This is a genomic window from Aquiflexum balticum DSM 16537 (assembly GCF_900176595.1).
In the GTDB taxonomy this organism is placed as follows: Bacteria; Bacteroidota; Bacteroidia; order Cytophagales; family Cyclobacteriaceae; genus Aquiflexum; species Aquiflexum balticum.
On sequence record NZ_LT838813.1, the window covers coordinates 5,848,260 to 5,873,132 of the forward strand.

Sequence of the window (24,873 nt, forward strand, 5' to 3'; positions counted from 1 at the left end):
GGGTCGTCTTGAGGTAAGGTGGTGGTGGGAAAAGCGGCGACGCCGCTTTTCCCACCACCACCTCAATTAACCAAATCGTCCTTTCCCTGATTCCGATAGCTATCGGAACGAGGGGCAATTTCAAATTCTGTCATTGGTAGTCCCCAACATTTTGAAAATGTTCAGAAAGGGTAATGACATCAAGTTGTCGCGTGCAGGTAGGCTCAATGCTAGCTCCATAGGAGCGACAGATATAATAACGCAGGGTTTCAACCCTGGGATAACATGGTAAAGAGCGAGCAAAAGTTCCGTAGGAACGACCGATTTATTGTCCAGAAAATACCCTGGGATTTCATATGAGAATTGGTGATTTAAACCAACTTAGAATTCTGTCATTGGTAGTTTTTAAAATTTGGCATTTACAGAAATGGAATGACATCAAGCTGCCCGTAATCCCGAGGCACAAGGGATCTCCAGCGGTACAATAAGACGGTTGAATTACTGGAAAAACTTTACCTTTCGGGTCAAAATCATCCTTTTTCTGATCCTCGAGAGATGCTTCCTACGTCAGCATGACGCATGCCTGCCGTAGGTAGGGCTGCTCCGATTCATGTCATTGGCAGAAACTCCGACTCAATTTTTTTAGAAAAAATCTTAAACCCTTTTATCAATAAGTCTCTGTAATGTATCTCCGAACTTTTTGACAAGTTCAGGATCATCAATCATAGAATTGTGATCTCCGCCCACATCCACAGGAATCACCTGTCTGGCATATGGCTTCCATCCGTAGAACTCCTTATCTTTAACCAAAAAGGTTTTGATTTTGGCCTTAAATAAGATAATATCCCCATCATAAGGCGATAAGATATACTCGTCCATGGCTTTGTGGTTAATATTTCTGATTTTTTCAATTGTCAGGAATAGGTCTGAGGCTACCTTGTCTTTTTCAATTCCCAACCATTTTTTAAGAAATTTACCTTTATTGGAAAAAGAACTCGCTTTCATTCTTTTAAAAGCATCAGGATGTTGTGTGGCCAAACTTACATCGATGACACGCTTTTCAATTTCTCTTTCTATTTTCATTTTAAACTTTCCCCATGCTGTCAATTTTGTTTCAGATTGGTAAGCTGGAACATCAAAAAGAATTATTTTTCCCACCGGTTGGCCAAGCCTTTTAAGTTGCTTAGCCATTTCAAATGCCACATAGGCACCGAAAGACTGTCCTCCCAAATGAAAAATTCCAAAAGGATGTACTTTTTTAATCTCCTGAATGTAATTGGAAGCCATTTCTTCAATACTGTGTAAGGGTTCATCCACACCGTTTAATCCCTTAGACCGTATTCCAAAAACCGGTTGGTCCTTGTCCAGATACTTGGCCAAGCCATAAAATGAAGTAACATTTGCTCCTGCACCATGAATCAGAAAAATAGGTGGTTTTTTGCCTTCGAGTTTGATAGGGACAATTACATGCCATGATACTTGGGAATTCACCGCTGGTTCCAATAATTTACAGAAATCTTTCAGTGTTGGGTATTGGAATACACTGTTTACAGGTAGTTTTTTACCGGTTTCATGCTCAATTCCCACCATTAACTCCACTGCCATTAATGAATGTCCCCCTAAAGCGAAAAATTCAGATTCCAAACCTATATCACCATGGCCCAATACTTTTTGCCAAATACGGGATACTTTTTTCTGGATTTCTGTAACAGGAGCAGTTAGTTGGCTTAGGGATTTCAAGTTTTTCCTGTCCGGTTTGGGAAGGCTTTTTCTGTCTACCTTGTTGTTGTTGGTAAATGGAAGTTTTTCCATAAAAACCCACTCGGTAGGTACCATGTATTCTGGCAAAGATTGTTTGAGTTCATCTTTACACTTTTCAATCAGCTTTTCTTCTGAATGTCCATTAAAGTCATTTTCAATAACCAGATAAGCCACCAATCTGGTATCCCCTACTTCCTGTTCCCAAGTATTGACTGCAGCATATTGGATGCACCTCATCTGATTGAGTTTAGTTTCAATTTCACCCAACTCAATCCTGTAACCTCTTATCTTTACCTGGAAATCCAGCCTTCCCAAACAAACAACTTCTCCATTTAATTGGAACTTACCCAGGTCACCTGTCCTATAAAGTCTTGCATTTTTTTCACCGGAAAATGGGTCAGAAAGAAATTTATCTTTGGAAAGTTCATCTCTTTTATGGTAACCATTTGCTACTCCAAGGCCTCCAATACAAATCTCCCCTACCCTTCCAACAGGACAGGGTATTTGATTTTCGTCCAAAATATAGATTTGTGTGTTGGCAATAGGTCGCCCGATTGTAATCTGATCAGCATTTTCAATTTTTTTGACCGTGGACCAAATGGTGGTTTCAGTAGGACCATACATATTCCAAAAGGGGCCAACCAAATCCAATAATTTTTCTGCAAGGTCTTGATTCAAGGCTTCCCCTCCACAAAGTAATTTGAAAGGCATGGGTTTATCCCATCCTGAAGCCATCAACATCCGCCAAGTGGCAGGGGTTGCCTGCATGATGTCTATCTTATGGCTTTCCATTTTCCTTAACAAGATCCTGCCGTCACGGGATTCCTCGCTATTTACTAAAACGACGGTTCCCCCTGCAATCAATGGCAAATAAAGTTCAAGTCCGGCAATATCAAATGAAATGGTTGTAATCGCCAATAATTTCTCTCCGGGAAGCATCCCGGGAGAATTCTTCATACTGACCAAGAAATTCAAAAGATTCAAATGGCTGATTCTGACTCCCTTTGGTTTTCCAGTTGAACCTGAAGTATAAAGTATATAAGCCAAATCATTTGGTTCAGGAGTTTCTATCTCCTGCAACTGATCTACCCCTTGCAAACTTAAATCATCCAGGGTCAATTGCGCTAAATCAGTATCCAACCATGAACTGTATTTCCTTTCGGTTAAAATTAAACTTGCCCCTGAATCTTCCAACATATAGGTTAAGCGTTCAATAGGGAAATTAGGATCCAAAGGCAAGTAACAGGCACCTGACTCCATGATTCCAAATAGGGCAGGCAATAACATTTCATTTCGGTCCAGCATCACCCCAACCACATCTCCCTTGCCAAGACCTTGATTCCGGAGATTTTTTGCAATCGCATTTGAATAAAGCCTCAGATTTCTATAGGTAATCTCCTTATCTCCTGCAATGAATGAAATCATGGAAGGAATTGATTTGACTTGTTCCCAAAAAATCTCTAAGAAGGAATTTTGTACCGGAAGCTCCAAAGAAGTTGCATTCCATTCCTTGAGTTGTTGAAAAACTAAACTTTCATTCAAAATCAGGTTTCTAATAGGCTTAACCGGATTATGTACTACCTGTGAGAGCAGATCCTCTAATCCCAGCATCCAGTAAGAAATGGTATCCTCATGAAAAAGGTCTGTATTGTAAGACCATTCTACAATCAAATTTTCTCCATGATTGGCCAAGTTCAAAAAGATCTCGAAGTTTTCGAATTTCCTCGGGTTACTAATCAAGCTATGCTCAAGTCCCGAAAAATTCACCTGATCGTCCATCCCCATATCAATGTTGAATACTACAGGTACCAATGGTATTCTAGAGTTATCTCTCTTGATATTCAGCTTTTTGATCAAGTTACCAAAAGTATATTTTTGATGATCATAATCATCCAAAAGCTCAAGCCTCCTTTTGCCAAGGTATTCTTTAAAAGAAAGATTTTGGTCCACTTTTGTTCTGATGGGAAGAAGATTCACGCAATGACCCACCAATACCAAATGATCTGTAGCAGCTTGGCCTGCGGCAGGCAAACCCAAAACCACATCATCCTGACCCGTAATTTTGGAAAGAAAAATTTCGAAAGCAGCCATAATGGTACTGACCAGACTGCTTTTGGATTTTTTTCCAAGCGCCTTTATACTTTCGACCAGCTCGGGAGGTAATTCAAAATCAATCCTTCTGCTTTTGAAGGTACGTTGAATAGGACGTGGCCAGTCTGTTGGCAACTCCAATTGTTCGGGAATCAGCTTGAACTTTTCCAGCCAATATTTTTCGGTGGATTGGTATTCCTTGGAATCCGAGAAGATCTCCATTTCATCTGCATACTGACCAAATTGCACTGTCTCAGGAAGTTCAACGGGATTATTGTTTTTTAAAGCATTATAGATACTTGCAATTTCCTCCAACATTACTCCAAATGACCAGCCATCCGCAACTAAGTGGTGGGCAGTTATGGTAAATAAAAAAGATTCCTTGGATAATTCAATCAATGAGAAACGGACCAAGGGACCATTTTTGAGGTCAAAAACAAAGCTTGTTTCTTGATCCAAAAATTCTTCTACAGCACTTTTTTTCTCCTCTTCAGTCAAGATTGAAAAGTCTTTTTGGATTTTTATTGGCTCCAGGTGATTATATACCATGAAAAAATTACCATCGGCCGAAAAAGACAACCTTAGAGATTCATGTCTCTCCACCAAATAGTCACAGGCTTCCCAAAGATACTTCTTGTTTACACCTCCAGAAAACTGCAAGGATAAACTCAGGTTATAAGAAAGATTTGCTTCATCTCCACCCAAAATGCAGGATAGCCAAATTTCTTTTTGTGCATCTGTCAACCTTGCAACCCTGATTATTTCTTTTTCCCCGAAAGGATTATAGTCCACTGACTCAAAATCAAAATTCCGGTCCATATTAAATCGAGCTTAGGACCTTAATGAATTTTCCGGGATTATTTTCATCCCTTATAAACCAAGCAGGATTTCCCATGGGATCTTTGCCGAGTTTGGCACCTGGGATCGGCGGTTCATTGTAGGTTGATTTTTGCGCCATTTCAGGGGATTGCAATAAGCCTCCGAAAAAACCTGCTTTCATCAATTCATCGATCGACTCTTTGAAAGCAGAGATGATTCTATCTACATCCTCTTCAGTAATCTTAGTAGTCAGGTAACATGGGAATTCATCATAAATATGAATGCCCTTTTCCCTCATTAAAATAAAAATCAAGTCTGTATAGGGTAATTCCTGATGGTATTTAAGTTTCCACATGGAACCAAAATGGGCAATGTAGAAAGGCAGGTTCCTTGCACTAAAGTAACTGTCCAAGGAGTCTGCAATTCTATCAGTTTTCTGTTTCAAATCGGCGTGCAATGCTCCGTTGTCATTTTTGAAATATTCCAAGGAAGCTTTGGCTGCTGCTAAAGCTAATGGGTGACGGACGAAGGTTCCCGTAAAATAAGTAACGCCCACCTCAGGCATGGAATCATCCCCATATTGCCAATATCCTCCATCCAAGGCATCCATAAAAGTAGCAGAGCCTGCAATAGCACCAATCGGTAAGCCTCCACCTATTACTTTACCATAAGTCCCAATATCAGCTTTGATATCAAAAAGTCCTTGAGCCCCTTTGAGATGGGTTCTAAAGCCTGTTATAACTTCATCAAAAATCAAAGCAGTCCCACTTTCCAAGGTGATTTCCCTCACTTTCTTCAAAAACTCTACAGGCTGAAATTCTGGTCTGCGGCTTTGAACAGGCTCTACCAATACGGCAGCCAATTCGTCTTTTCGCTTTCTGATAATTTCCAAAGACTCCTCGGTGCCATATTCCAAGACCAGAAGATTCTCTACTTGGGAGGGCATAATGCCGGCCGCAGCAGGGTAACTTTTTGTATTGCTGCCTCTGACAATTACCTCATCAAATGTGCCATGGTAAGAATTGTTGAAGGATACCACCAAAGACCTTCCTGTAACTGTTCTGGCCATACGCAAGGCTGCCATAACAGCTTCTGAACCTGTATTACAAAGTGCAGCTCTTTCATGTCCGGTCAATTCACAGATCAATTCACTCACCTCACCTGCCAAGACATGTTGTGGACCGATTTCAAAGCCTTTTTCCATTTGCTCCTTGACTGCTTTTTGAACAAAATCCGGTCTATGGCCAAATAGAATAGCTCCAAATCCATTCAATACATCCAAATATTCATTGCCATCAATGTCCCAGATTTTGCTGCCCTCCGAACGGTCTACCACCAATGAATAAGTGATTTCTTTTGTATTTGGTTTGAAGCCGGAAACCACCCTGGGGTCAGCCATATGGGCCCTATGTTTCTGGGTATATTCTTTACTGCTTCTCGTCTTTTCATTGAACCGCTGGATGAGCTGTTGAATAAATGCATCCTGTTCAGGGCTTGTCGCTGCCGAAACCTTATCTATTTTAGCCATGGCACCAAAGGTTTTTGGCGCATTTGGAGGGATTATGGCTGTTTTATTTTTACTGGGATTTTCAGCTATTTCCTGTTTTTGTACAGTAACAGCCGGATTCATTTTGGAATCAGGCGTATTTGCAGTCAATCTTCCACTCATCAAATTGATTTGTTGAGTCATCAATTCCAATTGTTTCGAAAGGACCTGCATGATTTCAACATTGTTTCCTGTCAAAGGCATTTGTTCCAATTGAGAGAAATGCGGAATTTGATTATATTCCCGAGAAGAAGGGGTCTCGATATTTTGTGGACTTGATGGTGGAATGCTTTCCACAAACATTTCTGGAGGTAACTGTTCTTCGAGATGCCCAACCAATGCCCTGACATCGCCTAGGGTATCACTTAATTGCCTAAAAGTAACATTGACCTTGAATTCCTGCTTGATCCTGGAAGCCAATTGGGTAAGTAGCAAGGAATCAAAGCCAAGCTCCATAAAAGAAGTTGATTCATCAGAAACAGACAAACCTGTACTATCCTGAATCAATGCAACAAGTTTTTCTTTGATTATAGACTTTCTGTCCATGGTAGGGTGATTCAATTTGTTCTCAAAAACTTGGGTAATATTTGATACGGAAAAATTATCCTTTTTGTTAACTATTTTCTCTGTTGAACTCGGGGCTTCAATCCATATTTTTTCTTTTTTAAAAGCATAAGTGGGTATTTCTGCTTTTATCGGATTCATAGGCATTAGGTTTTCCCAATGGATTTTTTTACCGTTTTGCCACAATTGGCCTGCCTGGGTAAGTAAAAACTTAAAGTCAGATGCCTTTGGGCTTTTTATTAAACTATTGTAAAAATCTTTTCCTTTTGACTTTTCATTTTGCCGTATCAGTGAAGTAAGGACATTCCCCGGCCCAACTTCAAGGAAAGACAATGGCAAATCCAACTCCAATAAGGTTTGACAGGCATCGCCAAACCTAACCGCATTCCGCAGCTGATTGGTCCAATACTCAGCGCTTTGGGCCTGATCATCGGTTATAAAATCTCCGGTCACAGTGGAGACGATTGGAATCCTTGGCTTGGACTTTGGAATTGTCGCGACAAAATCTGCAAAATCCTCCAGGATGGGATCCATCATATAGGAATGAAAAGCATGACTTGTCTGTAATATTTTGGAGGGGATATCTTTGGTTTCCAACAGATCCGCAAAATCAGCTATATCTTCTCTTTTACCGGCTACCACACATTGGTTTTCTCCATTCACACCTGCGAGTGAAAGAGAATCGGGTAATAGGAACTTGATTTCTTCCTCCTTGCACCTGATTGACAACATATGCCCACCAGGCAAACTACTGATCATTTTGCCTCTTTTGGCTACAAGTTTCAGTGCATCTTCCAAACTAAATACTCCGGATAAATGTGCTGCCACAAATTCTCCAATACTATGTCCACAAAGAATAATCGGTTTGATCCCAAGCGCAATCCAACATTGGGATAAAGCATATTCCACTGCAAAAATAGCTGGTTGGGTATATTGTGTATCCTTTAACAAGAGTTCTGCTTCCTCATTTTCCTTTTCCGGGAATATGATGTCCAGTATTTGAATCCCAGCAAATTCTTCTAAAATCAATGCACAGGTATCCAGCGATTTTTTGAAGACTTCCACATACTGATAAAGCTCTTTGCCCATATTCAAAAACTGAGCTCCCTGACCAGGAAATAGGAAAACTGTTTCACTTATTATTTCCGATTGTTTTTTGGCTGAAACAGGCTGGGCAAATTTATCTATAAGCTCCATACGATCAGAGGCGACTATAAACTTCCTAAACGGATATCCCATCCGCCTGTGTAGCAATTCAGAACTGATTGTATCCAAATCCACATTGGGATTTCCATAAATAAAATCCGAAAGTTTCAAGGCATATTCTTCCAAGCTTTCCTCTGATTTAGCTGACCAAGGGAATAGATAAGCAGGATAGGAATAAGATTTTGGCTCCTCTGAAAGAGCATCTGGAATGGGGGCTTCTTCAAGAATCACATGGACATTGGTTCCTCCAACTCCAAACGAACTTACCCCTGCCATCCTTATTTGGTCTGATTCCCAATCTGATAGTCCATTGGGCAAATAAAAAGGAGAGTGCTCAAAATCAATTGCGGGATTCAACTTTTGAAATCCTGCCTGAGGGAAGAACTGTTTTTCCTTAATGGTTAAAATTGCCCTGAAAAGCCCGGCGATTCCAGCTGCCGCATTGAGGTGGCCAATATTACTTTTGGAGGAACCTATGACACAGGAATTTGATTTGGTACATTCGGAAAATGCCAGTTTCAAGCCTTCAATTTCCATGGGATCACCAAGCGGCGTCGCTGTAGCATGGGCTTCCAAATAGCCAATTTGATCAGGAGAAACGCCGGCGTCTTGAATAGCTGCATAAATCGCACCTGCCTGTCCTTCGGCACTCGGGGCTGAAAAACTCCCTTTTCCCCCGCCATCATTGTTGATACCAATTCCTTTGATTACCGCATGAACTTGATCTCCATCTGCAATTGCCTGATCCAAATCTTTTAACAACACTACACCCACACCATCCGAAAATACAGTACCTGTGGCAGCCTCATCAAAAGATTTGACATGACCATCTTTGCTGTATACAGATCCTTCATCATGCAAATGCCCGCTGTAAACCGGAGATTTGATGCTTGATGCTCCCGCTATTGCCATGGAACATTTTCCAGACCTAATAGCTTCAACAGCCTGAGCAACAGCCAACAATGCAGTGGAACAAGCCGAATGCACACTTACGGCAGGGCCGGTCAGGTTCAGGTGATAAGCAGTTCTTGATGCTAAATAATCCTTTTCATTCAAGGAATTGATCATAAATTCCCCGTATGATTCAATCTTAGCTTTGTTTGGAATAAGATTGTGGACAAAATAAGTATTTGGGCTGCAGCCGGCATAAACACCAATGGGTAGAGGTTCATCTGCAGTCCTGTAACCTGCTGCTTCCAGGAGTTCGTAGGCGCATTCCAGGAATTTTCGTTGTTGTGGATCTGCGATTGCAGCCAATTTGGGATTCAGACCAAAAAAATTAGCATCAAAGGTATCATAGCCTTCTATGATTCCGCGGGCTGCCACATATTGGGGATTGTTTTTGAAGCTGTCGGATATCCTGGCATCAATCTCTTCCTTACTAAAGAAGCGAATGGTTTCTTTTCCTGTCCTGAGGATCTCCAAAAAATCTTGTATAGAATTGGCACCGGGAAATTTCAGGGACATCCCGATAATGGCTACTCCCCTACTCTCCTTGTCAGATTTTTTGACTTTCTGAACCATTAATCGAGGTTTTTTGGCCTGTTCAAAATATTGTGCAACCAAAGCAACTGAAGGAAACTGGTATAATTTAAGTATTGGCAATTCCAAGCCAAATCGTTGTTTTAAAGCTGCAATTGTTTTTTGGGCTTTAAGTGAATTCCCACCCATTTCAAAAAAATTATCATGGATACTGACCTTATCATAATTCAATACCGATGTAAAAACGGTATTGATCTGCTGTTCCAATTCAGAAGAAGGCGCAACATAAGCGTCCGCCCATTGAGGTCTTTGATGAAGGGGTTTGGGCAATGCTTTTTTGTCAACTTTTCCTGAGGAAGTTTTTGGGAATTCATTGACTGCTATAATATAATCCGGGATCATGTAGTCCGGAATTTTTGATTTTAGTGCAGTTTTAATTGTTGAAACATCTGCATTTTTTTGATCTGAAAATAAAACATATCCTGAAAGGAATTTCGCTCCTGAATCGTCCTGATCTAATTTTACAATAGCGTGTTTCACGTTTGGCAGGTTAATTAAGGCGGATTCAATCTCGCCCAATTCAACCCTATTGCCCCGGATTTTGATTTGGTCATCCTCCCGGCCTTGAAAATAGTACTGACCGTTTTCTTTGCATACAACCAAATCCCCTGTCTTATATAGTCTGAGTTGTTTTCCATCCGGAGATGTCCAGGAGATGAAGCGCGATGCTGTCAAATCGGGCCTGTTGAGATATCCTTTTGCAAGACAGTTTCCTGCAATATGTAATTCCCCGATCTGACCTGATGGTATTTGTTCAAGCGAATTGTTCAACACATAAAACTCACATGCTGCCAATGGCAATCCGATGGAGGGGATTTCCTCCCAAGAATCGGGATCACCTGTAAAATCAATATCAGAAGCCCACATGGAAGCCTCTGTAGGACCATAGTTATTTTTCAAAACCGCTCCCGGAAGCTCTTTGAAGAATTCCCTGACATGAGGACTTATCTGCAATTGCTCCCCACCTGTATTCAGTTCGATAAGGCTCTTTGGATAAATTCCGGAAATTACTGCGGCATTTGTCAGATATTGGAGCGATACATTGGGTAGAAAAATAGTATTGATTTCATGGCTTTGGATATAATTGAGCAGGTAGTAGGCATCGAGTCTCTGCATTTCTTCTACCAAGTGTAACTCACCGCCAGAGGAAAGGGAAACAAAAATCTCCTTCACCGATATATCAAATCCCAAATGACAAAACTGCAGTGTTTTGACACCCAATCCTGCTGCCCTAGAAGTTTTCAATTTGTATTCAATCAATTCAACTGCTCCTTGGGTGGTAACCATCACCCCTTTTGGTTTGCCTGTTGATCCTGAGGTAAAAAATACCGCGTAAACTTCCTGCGGTTCAAGAGGTAAATCAATCTCCTTTTGCTTGCTTTGGGCTTCAAAACCAATTCTATTTAATCCAAGTTTACTCCAACATTCTTCCTCCTCCTTACATGCCACGACATACTTAAGTGAGGAAATTTCAATCATATTTTTATGCCTTTCCTCAGGATAGGTTGGATCTATCGGCATGTAAGTCTTACCCGCTTTCAAAATCGCCAAAACGCCTATGATCATTTCAATGCTGCGCGAAGTACTGATTCCAATTATCTCTTCATCCTGAGAGATTTCCTTGATTGCTTTTGCCAAAACAGTAGCACGATCGTTCAAGTCACCATAGGAAATTGATTTTTCATTAAAAACCACAGCCGTTAAAGTTGGATGAATTACGGCTACCTCAAGGAAACGATCTAAAATTCTCTTTTTCAGCATAAAGATTTAGATAATAGTCAAGGAAAATTTAAACACTAAGAATTTAAGTTGGATTCTATCAGAAACAAATTTAGTTTTTGAATTATTAAAAACAAATTATTTTATTTAAAATGTTTTTTTATGTATGTGAACATTAAAAAAATGAATTTTATCAATAAAGATAATTTATTTAAAAGATAAACTACAGACTTATTTTTATAAGTCAAAAGTAAATAAAGCCTGAATTACTATAATTATTTTCATTAAAAACACTAATTCCATTATTATTTTACCCTTTAGTACCCTACCCAAATAGATTGGAAAACGTTCAGCTACTAGAATTTTTTCTTCTATAGCCAAGACTAGAGTGCTAACCTCCACATTCAACCCCGCATAGGGGTTGAATTCTTCGATTAAGGAATCATTTTCATTTAGGGAAATTAAATAATTTGAGGAAAAGCTTAGAAAATCAAAAATTGGGATCCACAAAAAAATTAAAGAAGATTTTAATATTAGAAAAAAACAATACAGTTTTTTTCTAATAAATTTATGGTAAGTATGGAAAGCTGCAAGTAATACGATGAATCTATCCCTATTTCCAACTTTATATTGGATATTCATTCTATTTTATACCTACATTCCAATTTCCTATGGGGTGATTGGAGTGCGTATCATTTCAAAGTAAAAAACCACGATCTTAACAAACTTTTAATCTTTGTTTTTAATTTTTTTATAGTACTTTTACCTTTACAGAGATATTGCCAATGAAAACCTAAAACGGATCGAAAAGGGCAAAAACAACTTTAAAAGGAAACTATTGGAATTCGATTAATCATCACATACGAATCTCCGCAGAACTATTTAAACGATTTCATCCAGTAAGATCAACCCATGAAATTTCAGCGAAAAACGATTTTACCCACTGTTTGTTGCGCCTATTTATCTACATGCAATCTGATGCGGAAACAATTATAAGGCATAAACCAATTGTTGATATTTTTGTTTATCAAACCGAACAATAAAAACGATAAATCTATGTTTCAAACCGAATGGGCGCATCGGCAAAAATTCCTTGAAAAAGAGCCTCCTGCGCCAAACTTTATAAATTCAACTTTCTCGGCCAAGATAGATACTATTAAGTCAGTTCAGGTGACTCGGTGGGAAGAACATTGCCTTGAATGTAGTCCGCCTGCATGTTATAAAACCTGTCCGATGTACCTTAAGCGAAAGGACAACAGGTGCATGAATTTTCATTATGGAATGATTCAAAATAAGGATTTCAATGGCCAATTTGGCTACGGTGTTGATTTGCGTTTTAGAAAATGGGGTAAGCTAGAAACTAAGCTGCATGCCAAAAATGTTTCGATTAAGCAACATAAATCGTTGCAAAATTTTGATAAAGGTTTAACTCGTTCAATTGCTGGAATTTCTGGTGTTTTTGGCCCAAAAGCTGTGAATTTTGCTAGTAGATCTGGTTATTTTGTTATGCGAAGTTTAGCCAAAAATACCGCTGCTCAAGTTGAATATATTTCATTTGATGAATTTGTTATTGAATGTTATTCGTTTGAAGACGATTCATATAATCTCATATTGGAATATTGGAAGGATAATGAAATTTCATTTAAAGACTCTGTTGTTATTAAGCCTGGACAAAATCTGCATACAATTTCATCAAGTAAAATGAGATTAAAAAATAACGGCATTTTCAGGATTTTCCCTGAAAATGATAAACAGGCAAGGATCGTATTTCAATGGTTAGATTTTATCACATATTTTATTGAAAGCAAACAAGTCGGTACTCAAGCAATAAAACCATCTGAGAAAGTTAAATGTATCGCATGGGATCTAGACAATACGCTTTGGGACGGCATATTAATTGAAAGAATTAGTGACAAAATGGTTATAAAACCTGATTCTTTAAGACTGATTGAAGCACTAGACGAAAGAGGTATCCTTCAAACAATCGTTAGTAAAAATGACCATGACGAAGCATTTGAAATGCTAAAAAAACTCGGTTTACAAGAATATTTTCTTCATCCAGCAATAAATTGGGGTCAAAAAAGCGAAAACCTAAAGACAATAGCTTCTAAACTCAATATCAACATAGATACTTTTGCATTGATAGACGATTCGGATTTTGAGAGAAATGAGGTATCTGAAAACCTGCCACAGGTTCGGGTTTATAAAGATACAGAGATCAACGACTTACTTAGCTATAATGAACTAGATGTAATTGTATCAGAGGAGACACGTAATCGTAGGCAAATGTATCAGAAAGAAATAGAAAGGTCTGAAATTCTGGCATCCTATAGCAATGATTATGATAAATTCCTTAGATCCTGCATGCTTGAAATAGAATTGTTTGTTCCCCATCTCGAGGCGGAAATTATCCGGTGTTACGAGCTAATTCAGAGAACAAATCAATTAAACTTATCCACAAATAGGTATGCAGAAAAAGATTTCAGATCAATGTTACAAAACCCATACCACAAATGTATTTCCTTTAGTTGTCGAGACAAATTCGGTACATATGGGATTGTTGGATATGTGACAATTCAGGAAGAAACTGAATCTATTCTGATAAAAGACTTCGTTCTATCTTGCAGGGTTGCCCAAAAATACGTTGAAAGGACAGTAATAAAATGGATTTCTGATGTTTACGGAATATCCGGTCGGGATAAAGTATACGCTTTATACAAACCGACTGAACGAAATTATAAGTTGAGAGATGAATTTATTTCTGCCGGTTTTAAAATCAATGGAACAGAATCTGATTCGTCAATTATTATGATATACGAAAAACCTGAAACAAATGAAATTTCAGGCATTGTTAAAATTATTGACAAGGTATTTCAAACTTAACTTATCAATTCTATTTTTTTCTGATGAATTTCCGAAAGAAAGGCAGCACAAAAAAACGAAACATAGCAAAATAAATACCTGTTTCCTGCTGGTCTCTTTCCCATTTCAGAGGGTTACTGTTATCCAACCGATTTGAAATACCGGATAGTGAAACAATACCAAATAAGTTCCCATCAATAAGTTTTCTTTCCAAATCCGGATTTGGCCTCACTCCAAATGGATATGCAAAATGATTGATATTTGAATTCAGGATTTCTGAAAGAAGTCGAACTGAACCCCCGATTTCATGTTCAAGTTCTGAAAAATCAAGTTTATTGCAATAAGGGTGAGAAAGCGTATGGGAACCAAAAGAAAACCCCATCTCCTGTAGCTTCAACATTTGTTCCTTTGATAAGTAAGGCTTATTGTCTTCCATGTATTGGTTCAAGTCCGGCATGCCCGCCAATTTCCAAAATTCATCGGAAAGCCACTCTATATCTTTCATGCTAAAAACCCTTTTGGTCCAGCTTAGTATTTTCTCATTTTTTTTGGGTAGTGATAGGTTATTTTGTTTGGCAAATGAATGCATTAAAATGCGGGAATCTAAAGAGGTGAGTGAATTTTGAATAACTGCCAATTTATTTCTCCACATGAGTTTTTTATTATCTACCATTTCAGGAAGAATGAAAAACGTAGCAGGAATATTCTCTTCAAAAAGTATTTGAGCAATAGTTGTGTAATTTTGCTTAAACCCGTCATCGGTTGTCAGACAAATGTACCCTTTTAAGTTACTTCCGGAATCATGCAAACGGATAGCCTCATCCAATGAGATGAATTTATAGAATTTTTTATAAAATTTAACCTGCCGTTTAAAATCCGTTACTGAAATACCCTTGTTTTTGAAGTAATAATCAGGTATTTCATCAGCCACCAAATGATAATATAAAATCCTGAATCGGTTACCGGATAGATAAATTAAAATGTGTTGTATCCAGGCTGAATGCCAGATTACAAATCCGATTATCTTAATAAGCCATTCCACAGGTTTTTTCATCCTAAACAAGTTTAAACAAAAGGTAATTTAACAGGATATTTGTTGAAAAGTAAAAAATATAATTAAATAATTAATACTGTCATCCGACAAAAACACTGCGTGTTTTTGATAATCTTGAAAAAGTACAATGGCGAGGTTTTGACACCTCGCCAAAGTTTACGATGTTTGAAGTTACCACACCAAAAACATCATGGCCAAAAATACAAATCTTGCGGGTCAACCGGTAATTTGTCAGCTACTTTCTTTTCTTCCCCGTCAAATTGTTGACTTCTGTGTGTCTGAGCACCTGAGTGACAGGTATTATAAGACCATGACCACATGGAAGCAACTTGTCTTTATGCTCTATGGTGTCGTCACCAAATGTCATTCACTTAACAGTCTTTGTAAAAACCTTCTATTCCTCGAAGACCGGCTAACATATCTTGGTATAGATAAACTTCCTGCGGTCAGTACGCTCAGTGATGCCAATATCAACCGGAACAGTACAGTGTTTGAATCGATTTATCAGCAACTTCTGGAACATTATAAAGAAGAGTTGAGCCCCGTTGAATGTAGCTTTCTGGCCGGGCAAGTGGATACAGGAAAAGTTATAATCGTTGATTCTTCAACAATTTCGCTGTTCGTGGATGTATTCAAAGGTGCCGGACGCAATCCGATGACAGGCAAAAAGAAAGGAGGGCTTAAAATACATGCCAAAATGCCGTTGGGCGGTTTCGTGCCCGCCCTGATACATATTACAGAAGCGGCATGCAACGATAAATCTTTTCTCGGACAGCTTGAAGCTGAAAAAGGAGCAATTTATGTCTTTGACAAAGGGTATGTCAATTATCAAAAATGGAAAGAATGGACCGAAAAAGGAGCCTATTTTGTAACCCGGCTCAATGACAATGCAGATTACCTGGTTCTGGAAGGACAGCCAAACCACATCAGTGAATATGCTGATGGAGGGGTAGTTTCCGATCAGATAATCATGCTCAACCCAACAAAAGACCCTTTAAAGGCAAGATTGATCATTTACAAAGACCCGGTCAGCGGTAAGGTACTGGAGTTTGTATCCAATATGTTTGACTACAGTGACAGTACAGTCATTCTGCTTTACAAATACAGATGGAACATTGAGATTCTGTTCAAACAGCTGAAACAAAACTTTGAACTGGGATATTTTTACTCGGACAGCATGGAGGGAATCAAAACGCAGGTGTGGATAGCTCTGATAGCCAATTTGTTGTTTTCGGTAATTCACAGGCAGTGCAGAGAAGCTGAACAGTTTGTAACCATCGTAAACATGGCAGCAATAAACATGTGCTCCTACATTTCGCTGATAAAGCTTGTCAGATCAGGTAGATTATCCAGTCTGGACAGGGATCTGAAAATAGTACAATTTGAATTGTTCAGTTTAAATAAGGGGGGTCTTTTTCAAAATTCAAAAAATTCCCCTTAATTAGAGTGTCAGAAGGATTCTTTCCACGTTTTAGAATTTAGTCGGATGACAGTAAATAATTAATAGAAATAAATATGTATTGTTTTCTGAGATCCTCCAATAGGGTTGACTTTCACCAACAACCAACATGTAGAAAAGGCTTTCTCTAAAGCACTTAAAACCTGTTTGGTGGCACTCATGAAAGTCATCAGATAAAGCCAAAGTCTTAGTCCAAGCTTACTGTTTTCCATCACGTTCCCTTTTTTGAGACTTTTTCGTATTTTTATTTGAATATAATTTTAACATTAGAAAAATTCTGTGATGATCACTTTTCCTCGAAGTAGACCAATTCATTTTAAATATTCAGGTCTTTCGGATAATTAAAAACCTGTTACTGAAATGCTGAATTAAAATTGGTTGGATTAAAAACCTAGCTGTTCCACTAAGCAGGTATTCTATTAAAAAAAATAAAATCTTCGTTGAAGAGAAATTTGACCTTTCTTTTCTTTCTCAAATATGAAATTTCCCTTATTCGATTTTTCGATACAACATGTTAAACAAAATAAAATTGAACCACCTACCTATACCTCCACACCGTCCACAAAATCTTCCACCCCGCCCCAAAAACCCCTTTGACCGTACCACTGACTTTACTGACCCCTATCCTTTTACGGTAATCCACAGGCACTTCGGTGGATTTGAGTCCTAATTTAGCAGCTTTGATCTGCATCTCGATGGTCCAACCATAATTTTCATCCACCATTCCAAGGGCTTTCAACTTCTCCCAACGGATTGCCCTGAATGGACCCAAGTCCGTGTAATCCACCTTGTATATCCATCTCATCAAAGTTGTCGAAAGCCAGTTTCCGAATACTTGCGGTAAAGTCATTGAGCCCCGCTCTCTTTTTCCCAAAGCCCTGGAACCAATCACCATATCATAGCCATCTTCGATTATGGGCCGTATGACTTCGGACATTTGCTCGGGATAATCTGAATAGTCTGCATCCAAAAACACCAAAATATCGGGTTGCTGTTTTAAATTTCTGATAAAATCCATCCCAGTAAGGCAGGCTTTGCCATAACCTTTCTGCGGTTCATCCAAAACAATTGCACCCGCTGCTTCAGCCACCATTTTAGTATCATCATGGGAGTTGTTATTTACCACAATAATGTTCCTGACAAAAGGCGGAATATCCCTGATTACCTTTCCTACTGAATTTTCTTCATTAAAGGCCGGGATAAGGACGTCTATGGTGAAGTTGGAAGGGTGACGGGTTGATTCTGATTTGGGCATTAATGTATATTTCAGGTGAATATTTTATTCAGAAGTACCAGTAGCGTTACAAACGCCATACTCAACGTCACGACGCTACAAACTTCGGACAACCCCTTCTTGGCTTCCCGATGCTCGGGACAGGCTTTGTTTCTTGTTTCTTGGCTCTCTGTTCTTGGCTCTTGCATTTCAATTCCTGGCTTCCTTGTCTCACTTCTCATTCTCCATAGCACAAATAAACCTCATCCGCCTAAAGAGAAAGCCACGTCGCACGAAGGATTATTATAAGCATAACAGTGAGTGTAGTGCTCCTCGCAATGACGTGTCGATCTTGTATTCCAGATGCTCGGGACAGGCTTTATTTCTTGGCTCTTGGTTCTTGAATCTTGGCTCTTGTTTCTTGGCTCTTGTTTCTTGGCTCTTGGCTCTTGTTTCTTGGTTCTAATCTTGGTTCTCGGCTCTAATCTCTCGCCTCTCGCTTCTCTCTACTACCCCACCCTACTTCCCCTAAAAGACTCCCAACTGACCAAACCATATCCTACCGCCAACATGGAATGAAAAACCAACATTTCATAAGTCTTCGTCTGAACGGAAATAATAACCATTGCTATAAATACCAAAGCCAATATCCCTTCCAAATAGGTGGTTAAAGGGATTTTCCATGAATTGTAAACATTTTTGCTCCAGTTCTTATTTTCCTTAGATAGGTTATACTTTGGGGTTCTGATAAAGGGTGATTTCTTGCCACTCAAACCTTCCCAAACTGCTTGGGAATTGTGCAAAGCAAGACCCATGGATACAGATAGGAACAAGGGCAACTCCCAGAGAAACCTCCCTACTCCTCGCCAACTGTAATTCACCAAACTCAAATTGGCAACAAAGTATACCAAAGCAATAATCACAAAACCAACCAAAAATACAGCAGCCCCCTGAAAATAATTTTCAGGGATCATTCCTCTGTAAAAGGCCCACCATACAGGGATAGAACTGAGACTCACCAAAAGTACCGCAATGAAAATTACCGCATTCAACAAATGGGCTGTAGCATGAAACTTGACTTTGAATCCAAAGGGCTTTCGCAATACATCCCCCAAATGTTTGGTGGCACACTCTGCACCCCCTTTGGTCCAACGAAACTGCTGAGATTTGATGGCGGACATCACCGGCGGTAACTCAGCGGGTGATTTGATATCAGGTCTGTACACAAACTCCCAACCTTTTTGTTGGGCCCTGTAACTCAAATCCAAATCTTCAGTAAGCGTGTCATCCTGCCAATTACCGGCATCAAGGATGCAGCTTTTCCTCCAAATACCTCCAGTGCCATTGAAATTGATAAATACCTTTTGCTCATTCCTGCCCATTTGTTCTACCATAAAATGAGCATCCAAGGCAAATGCCTGAAGGCGGGTCAATAAAGAATAATTTTCGTTTAAATGAGTCCACCTCGTTTGCACCATGCCCACTTTTTCATTGGAGAAATGCCCCACTGTCTTGATCAAAAAATCAGGATCAGGTACAAAATCCGCATCAAAAATGGCTATAAATTCTCCCTTCGCCTCTTTCAAACCTTCCCGCAAAGCTCCGGCCTTAAAACCTGTTCTAAGCTTTCGATGGATATATTGGAAATTAATTTCGGGATATTTTTTAATGCTGCTTTTAATTATCTCAGCAGTTTCGTCAGTACTGTCATCCAGCAATTGAATCTCTAGTTTTTCCGTGGGATAATTGAATTTAGCAACCGCATCGATCAACCGTTCCACCACATACAGCTCATTATAGACTGGTAATTGAACGGTGACAATTGGCAATTTATCCGGATTTTGATCAGCCGTTTGATTAGGTTTATTTTTAAATCTAAAAAAGTGATATAATAAATGAGCTTGAGCAAAGCTGTAAACCAATACAAACAGCATTGCCAGAACATAAATTAACAGAAAGAAATAAATGAGATACATTGACCTTTTTATCAGTTTTGTTGGTGATATATGTTGGAAACTGCTATTCTATGAGCCATCCTAAATCCTCTTACAAAAAGGACGGGAGACGGAAGACCGAAGTCTGGAGAACCGTCAAATTCAGCATCTTCCGAGAATTGTATAGAATTACCATTTTAATGTCAGTTTTGCAAAGACGTCTTAAAATTAAATGAGATTTTTGTGGTTTATCTTAAATCTAATTTGCTACATTTTAGAATCCTGGTATAAACTTTTGAAAACCTTAATTCTAATTTGAACCAAAGTCCCATAGGGACAGAATATGGGTAGAATCAAACGATGAATCGATTCTTTTTTGTGCCTTTAGGTACAACATATATTCCGTACCTAAAGGCACGAAAACCTACCATAACCAATTTTTTCCTACCAATATTTCGCCCCAAAAGGGGCAATAAGGCCAACCTTAGAATACCCAAATTTTTTTCACATTATAGAATTAAATAATCTATATGAAAAGCCTTCATTCTTCTCTTCTAAATTGATAAAGTAGAGTTAATCCACCTAATGTTTTGCAATTAAGATTTAAGGCTGATGGATTTGTTTCCTATAATGATCGGCATTTCATTGAGTCTTCCCGCTTCTTCTCCATTTTCAAGTTTCAGGACTCCTCTTGGACATACTGCAGAGCAAACCCCACAGCCTACACAGGAAGCCCGTACTATATTTTGTCCTCTTTGAGCATACCATCTAACATCTATCCCCATTTCACAATAGGTGGAACAATTACCACAGGATATGCATTGACCCCCATTGGTAGTAATCCTGAACCTAGACTTGAATCTTTGGACAATACCCAAGTAGGCTGCCAAAGGACAGCCAAATCTGCACCATACCCGGTTACCCATAAAAGGATAAAACCCAGTTCCGATAACCCCTGCAAAAGCCGAGCCTATCATAAAACCATAAATGGAGTGCAGCTGATCTGTGGCCTGACCCAATAGTCCAAATTCCATAAAGTAATTCACAATAGTCACAGCGGTCATAACAACCGCAAAAACCAAAACTCCATGGACCATATACCTTTCAATTTTCCAAGCCTTTAGGGATTTATCGGACAATTGCCTGTAAGGATCCCCCAAAGTCTCAGCTAAACCTCCACAACCGCAAACCCAAGAACAATACCATCTTTTCCCATAGAAATAAGTAAATAATGGAACGCCCAGTACAATCAAAATGATTCCCCAAACTAACATAAACATACCCAGAGCGCCTGAACTCAGCATCCCATCTATCCTATACTCATAGAAAAATGAATAATCCAAGGGCCAGATATTCTTAAAATCATGCCAGGGCATATTCAATAATACCAAAATCTCCGGAATCAAAAAGGCAAAGGCCAATTGAAAAAACATGACCGAGACAGTCCGGATAGTCTGATAGTTATTTCCTCGGTATTTTCGGAACATTCTGATCCCCATTACCAGAATAGCAAGGGTATAAATCAGTCCATATAAAAACCATTGACTCGCAGGATTGCCTGAAAGCGCTATACTCAGCGGGTCTACCATCAAAACCAGATTGGTAAGATACTCAGGAAACCAATACAAAATCACATAAAATAAAATCAACCAGGTCCCAATGATGATCCCCAAAAGCCCCCTTGATTTCATGGAGGAAAAAAATATACCATTGTTTTTGATGCCTTCCGGTTCATTCCGGTACAAAGGCAATATGTAAATCAATCCGCCCACAACTGCCAAACCAATCGTAATGGCCAAGTAATAATATGGTTCTTCAACCAAAGGTCCTTTTGAAGCTGCTTTAGTCAATGGAAAGACATAGTTATCCCAAATCACATTATCCCAATCCTGTTCGGACTTGAGACGATCATTAAAAGCATCAAAATATTTATTGAAATCTGAAATAAACTCAAAATTTGAGGAATATTCCTTTCCATACATGGGCGAAAGAATATCTACCATTACCTCTTGATGGATGCTTTTTACTTCACGCTGAACAGTCTCTTTATCCAAAAAATAACTTCCAAAAAAAGGTAACATGCTAAAGGCTATAAAACCCAAAACAAATAAAATCAGTCCTACTTTTTGAATATTTTTCATGCCCTTGATCCTAGAATTTTTTGTAAAAAGGAAGATTTTTTCAATGCCAGTTTTTTACCGAATTGTTGGTTATATTGATTTAAGACCAATTCATGGAAATTTTTGTGAAATTCAGTATTAAAGTTTGCTTTGTGCAGGTTTAAAATAACTTTCTCCAATTGCCATTTTTCGCTTATTGCTTTGTCAAAAAATTCATGACGTAACCGCCATCCAAATCCATTAACCCCTAAAATACTTTTGTCCGCTTTGGTGAAAAGTATCCTCAAACAAGCCTTACCTCCTTTATCTTCCCAATAAAAGCTTGACATGGATTCGTCCCAATACGGGGGTACTTGTCCATAAGTTTGATACTCAATATCCAGAAATTTTGCCGAATTAAACCAAACACCGGGTTTATAGGGTACAGCATCGCTTGAAGTAAGATTATACGCCAAGGTCTCTCCATGCATTCTACCGGTATACCACACTTGCTCTATATTCTTTCGGTCGGCCGACGGCGCATTATAAAACTCCGCACAATCCCCAATCGCATAGACATCTTCTACATTTGTCTTAAAATAGGAATCAACCAAAATCCCTCTATTGATTTTTAAACCACTGTTTAAAAGAAATCCAATATTGGGACTCACACCTGCGGTCAACCCAACAAATTGTGCCTCCAGGATTTCACCGTTTTTCGTCCTCACGGATTTTACCCGTCCATTTTGATCACCAAGGATTTCATCTAATTCTGTTCGGAGTCTTAAGTCAATATGATGTTCTTGGATATGCCTGTTGACCAAATTGGACTCTTCAGTTGGAAGTATATTATCCCAGAAACTTTCTTCCCTTACCAAAAATGTGACAGGAATATTTCTTGACCTCAGCATTTCTGCCATTTCAATACCTATCAGGCCACCACCAACTACAACCGCATTTCTTATCCCTTTGGTATTCTTTTCCATCAATTCCAAATCCTGGTAAGAATATAGTCCCTGAACCCCTTCCAAATCCTGGCCTACCCATCCAAATTTATTGGGTTTGGAACCTGTAGCCAGAATCAGAATATCAAAACCGATCTCTTCATCGGCAGATTTTAAAATCCTTCTTTCAAAGTCAATCGTATTTATCCATGCTTTTTTCAGAAGGATATTATTCTTCTCCCAAAACCAGTCTTCGTAAGGTTTGGTATGTTCGTATTTCATATGTCCCATGTAAATATACATGAGTGCCGTGCGGGAGAAGAAATGATCAGTTTCACCCGAGATAACCAGAATTTCAGCATTTCCATCTTTCTTTCTAATGTGCCGGGCACAGGTAATTCCAGAAATCCCATTTCCAATGATAACAACTCTTTTTTTGGGCTTATTCATTAAGTGACCAGTCGTAATTTAGGTAGGATATTTTAGCGTTTGATTTGATTTTAATTACAGAATATTGGTTAATATAATCAATTAAACTTCCCTTTTTAGTGAAATCACCTTTAAACCATGAAAAAATCTGGGATAACTCAGCCTTTTCCTGTCGGATTAAATTTCTCTTGGGATCGTTGATAAATGATTTGGCAACCTTATTCAATTGATCTTCTAATTTATCAGGGAAAAAGGCTTCATTCAAAAGCGGAGGACAGGAAAAAGACGCGCAGTTAATGGCAAAATGAATTCGGGGCTCATCAAATTCTTTTCTCAGAATTTTGTGCTCAATCTCATCTAAACTGGCCTCTTCCCCTCCTATTTTAAAGAATTTGATATGCCAGACTGTATTTACCAAAGGTATTTTGATTTTGGGATGCAGGTCCTGAATACTTGCTACCGGATAATTATCTACAATTAATTTAACAGTAAACGCATTATACGCATTTATCCAATAGGCCAATTGTTCGTCATTACTCCAAGTACTCCTATCAGGCGCATTGTTGCTCAAAAGGTCCAAGTACTTTTCGAACTTTTCCTTATCACTGATAAATCCCTTATAATTAACTACACCATCCTTGCTGACATGTTTTTTCAGCAATTCATCGAAAATCTGATGATCAGGTGGGTTTGAATTTTTTTGACCCAAGTCAGACCCCTGACAGGACAAAAAAGAAAAGACAAACATTAAGGTTATAAATATTTTCATGAAGAAAGCCCAAATGGTTTTTAGAATTACTGTTTTTTACAAATATCAGATTACAAATCTAACCCATCTGCAAAACAATCCCTGTCGTCTGCAAGACAATTCAATATACCTTCTTTCCTTTTTCAAGCCAAATACCCCATATTTTACTAAAAGCATGAACTTCATCTGTTTCCTCTTCATTTTTATATACCGGATAATCTTCATTTACCCAATGAAAAATCCCCCCATACAAATTATAGACTTCTTTGTAACCGGCAGATTTCAGCTTTTTCCCTATATCCTGACTTCTCGCACCGATAGAGCAGTAAACAACAATAGTTTCATCTTTTGGAATATCCTGAAGGCTTTCCAATGAAAAAGTTTCATAACCGACCCATTTCGCTCCTTGAAGATGGCTTACTTCAAATTCCTCTTTTTCACGGGTATCCAAAAACAGAGCCTTTTCAACTATCTCATTTTGATAAGGATAAACAATCGGGAAATCCTTATCATAGTATCCTTTAAGTAGGGTTTTATAAGCAGCACTTTGTCCAAAGGATGCTGAGCTGATTGATAGGAACAATATAATTAGGGTTAAACGGACATTCATGCTAGGACAACAAAAACAGGTTCAAAAAGATTTCTGATATTACAAAATAGGAAGGTTATGCTATAGTGTACTTTAGAAAATCCTCGTTATTTCTAGATGTCTTTAACGTCCCGTTAGGGACTAGATATGGGTAGGCAAATTTCATTTTGGCGAATTTCCGTGCCTTTAGGTACGGAATATATTTTGTACCTAAAGGCACAAAAGCTGTTCGATTAATAGTTTGATTTTACCTATATCATGTCCCTACGGGACTTTAGTTAATGTTAATAATGAGGTTTGAAAAATTAAAATGAC

13 protein-coding genes are annotated in these 24,873 nt (G+C 38.7%); 2 read left to right on the top strand and 11 right to left on the bottom strand.

The features are described from left to right. Nucleotides 1-633: 633 nt before the first annotated feature. The 3 genes from B9A52_RS24755 to B9A52_RS24765 all read right to left on the bottom strand — a co-directional run bounded on the left by B9A52_RS24755 (nucleotide 634) and on the right by B9A52_RS24765 (nucleotide 11,869). The gene (locus B9A52_RS24755; protein ID WP_084123235.1) at nucleotides 634-4,650 is read right to left on the bottom strand and encodes a non-ribosomal peptide synthetase; all 4,017 of its coding nucleotides are present in this window, start codon (nucleotides 4,648-4,650) and stop codon (nucleotides 634-636) included. Between the two features lies 1 nt (nucleotide 4,651). Beyond that, nucleotides 4,652-11,269: a type I polyketide synthase gene (locus B9A52_RS24760; RefSeq protein ID WP_084123236.1), complete on the bottom strand. Its 6,618-nt coding sequence runs from the start codon at nucleotides 11,267-11,269 to the stop codon at nucleotides 4,652-4,654. 195 nt (nucleotides 11,270-11,464) lie between these two features. Further along, nucleotides 11,465-11,869 (bottom strand): hypothetical protein, encoded by a 405-nt coding sequence (locus B9A52_RS24765; protein WP_084123237.1) that lies wholly within the window; start codon nucleotides 11,867-11,869, stop codon nucleotides 11,465-11,467. A gap of 414 nt (nucleotides 11,870-12,283) precedes the next feature. Here B9A52_RS24765 and B9A52_RS24770 point away from each other — a divergent pair, with 414 nt between their 5' ends. Next, nucleotides 12,284-14,110 (top strand): HAD-IIIC family phosphatase, encoded by a 1,827-nt coding sequence (locus B9A52_RS24770; protein ID WP_084123238.1) that lies wholly within the window; start codon nucleotides 12,284-12,286, stop codon nucleotides 14,108-14,110. Between the two features lie 10 nt (nucleotides 14,111-14,120). Here B9A52_RS24770 and B9A52_RS24775 read toward each other — a convergent pair whose 3' ends face one another. Beyond that, nucleotides 14,121-15,143 carry a polysaccharide deacetylase family protein gene (locus B9A52_RS24775; RefSeq protein ID WP_084123239.1) on the bottom strand — a complete coding sequence of 341 codons (1,023 nt, stop codon included), beginning with the start codon at nucleotides 15,141-15,143 and terminating at the stop codon, nucleotides 14,121-14,123. A gap of 190 nt (nucleotides 15,144-15,333) precedes the next feature. On the opposite strand from B9A52_RS24775, the gene B9A52_RS24780 reads away from it, so the two are divergent. Then, nucleotides 15,334-16,584: an IS4 family transposase gene (locus B9A52_RS24780; RefSeq protein WP_084123240.1), complete on the top strand. Its 1,251-nt coding sequence runs from the start codon at nucleotides 15,334-15,336 to the stop codon at nucleotides 16,582-16,584. Nucleotides 16,585-16,643: 59 nt separating this feature from the next. Here the strand turns inward: B9A52_RS24780 and B9A52_RS26650 are convergent, their stop codons facing one another. The 7 genes from B9A52_RS26650 to B9A52_RS24815 all read right to left on the bottom strand — a co-directional run bounded on the left by B9A52_RS26650 (nucleotide 16,644) and on the right by B9A52_RS24815 (nucleotide 24,552). After that, complete coding sequence (locus B9A52_RS26650) at nucleotides 16,644-16,814, bottom strand: hypothetical protein (RefSeq protein ID WP_157370293.1); 171 nt, start codon at nucleotides 16,812-16,814, stop codon at nucleotides 16,644-16,646. 326 nt (nucleotides 16,815-17,140) lie between these two features. Next, nucleotides 17,141-17,857, bottom strand: coding sequence for a glycosyltransferase family 2 protein (locus B9A52_RS24785; protein WP_084123241.1), 717 nt, complete (start codon nucleotides 17,855-17,857; stop codon nucleotides 17,141-17,143). A gap of 467 nt (nucleotides 17,858-18,324) precedes the next feature. Next, on the bottom strand, nucleotides 18,325-19,791 hold the full coding sequence (locus B9A52_RS24795) for a cellulose synthase family protein (protein WP_084123243.1): 1,467 nt from the start codon (nucleotides 19,789-19,791) through the stop codon (nucleotides 18,325-18,327). 554 nt (nucleotides 19,792-20,345) lie between these two features. Beyond that, entirely contained in the window at nucleotides 20,346-21,890 is a 1,545-nt protein-coding gene (locus B9A52_RS24800; RefSeq protein ID WP_084123244.1) for a 4Fe-4S binding protein, read from the bottom strand. Beyond that, entirely contained in the window at nucleotides 21,887-23,242 is a 1,356-nt protein-coding gene (locus B9A52_RS24805) for an NAD(P)/FAD-dependent oxidoreductase (RefSeq protein WP_084123245.1), read from the bottom strand. The genes B9A52_RS24800 and B9A52_RS24805 overlap by 4 nt, the downstream gene beginning before the upstream one ends. Then, nucleotides 23,235-23,990 (bottom strand): DUF547 domain-containing protein, encoded by a 756-nt coding sequence (locus B9A52_RS24810; protein ID WP_084123246.1) that lies wholly within the window; start codon nucleotides 23,988-23,990, stop codon nucleotides 23,235-23,237. The genes B9A52_RS24805 and B9A52_RS24810 overlap by 8 nt, the downstream gene beginning before the upstream one ends. 100 nt (nucleotides 23,991-24,090) lie before the next feature. Next, nucleotides 24,091-24,552 carry a rhodanese-like domain-containing protein gene (locus B9A52_RS24815; protein WP_317045530.1) on the bottom strand — a complete coding sequence of 154 codons (462 nt, stop codon included), beginning with the start codon at nucleotides 24,550-24,552 and terminating at the stop codon, nucleotides 24,091-24,093. Nucleotides 24,553-24,873 lie beyond the last annotated feature (321 nt).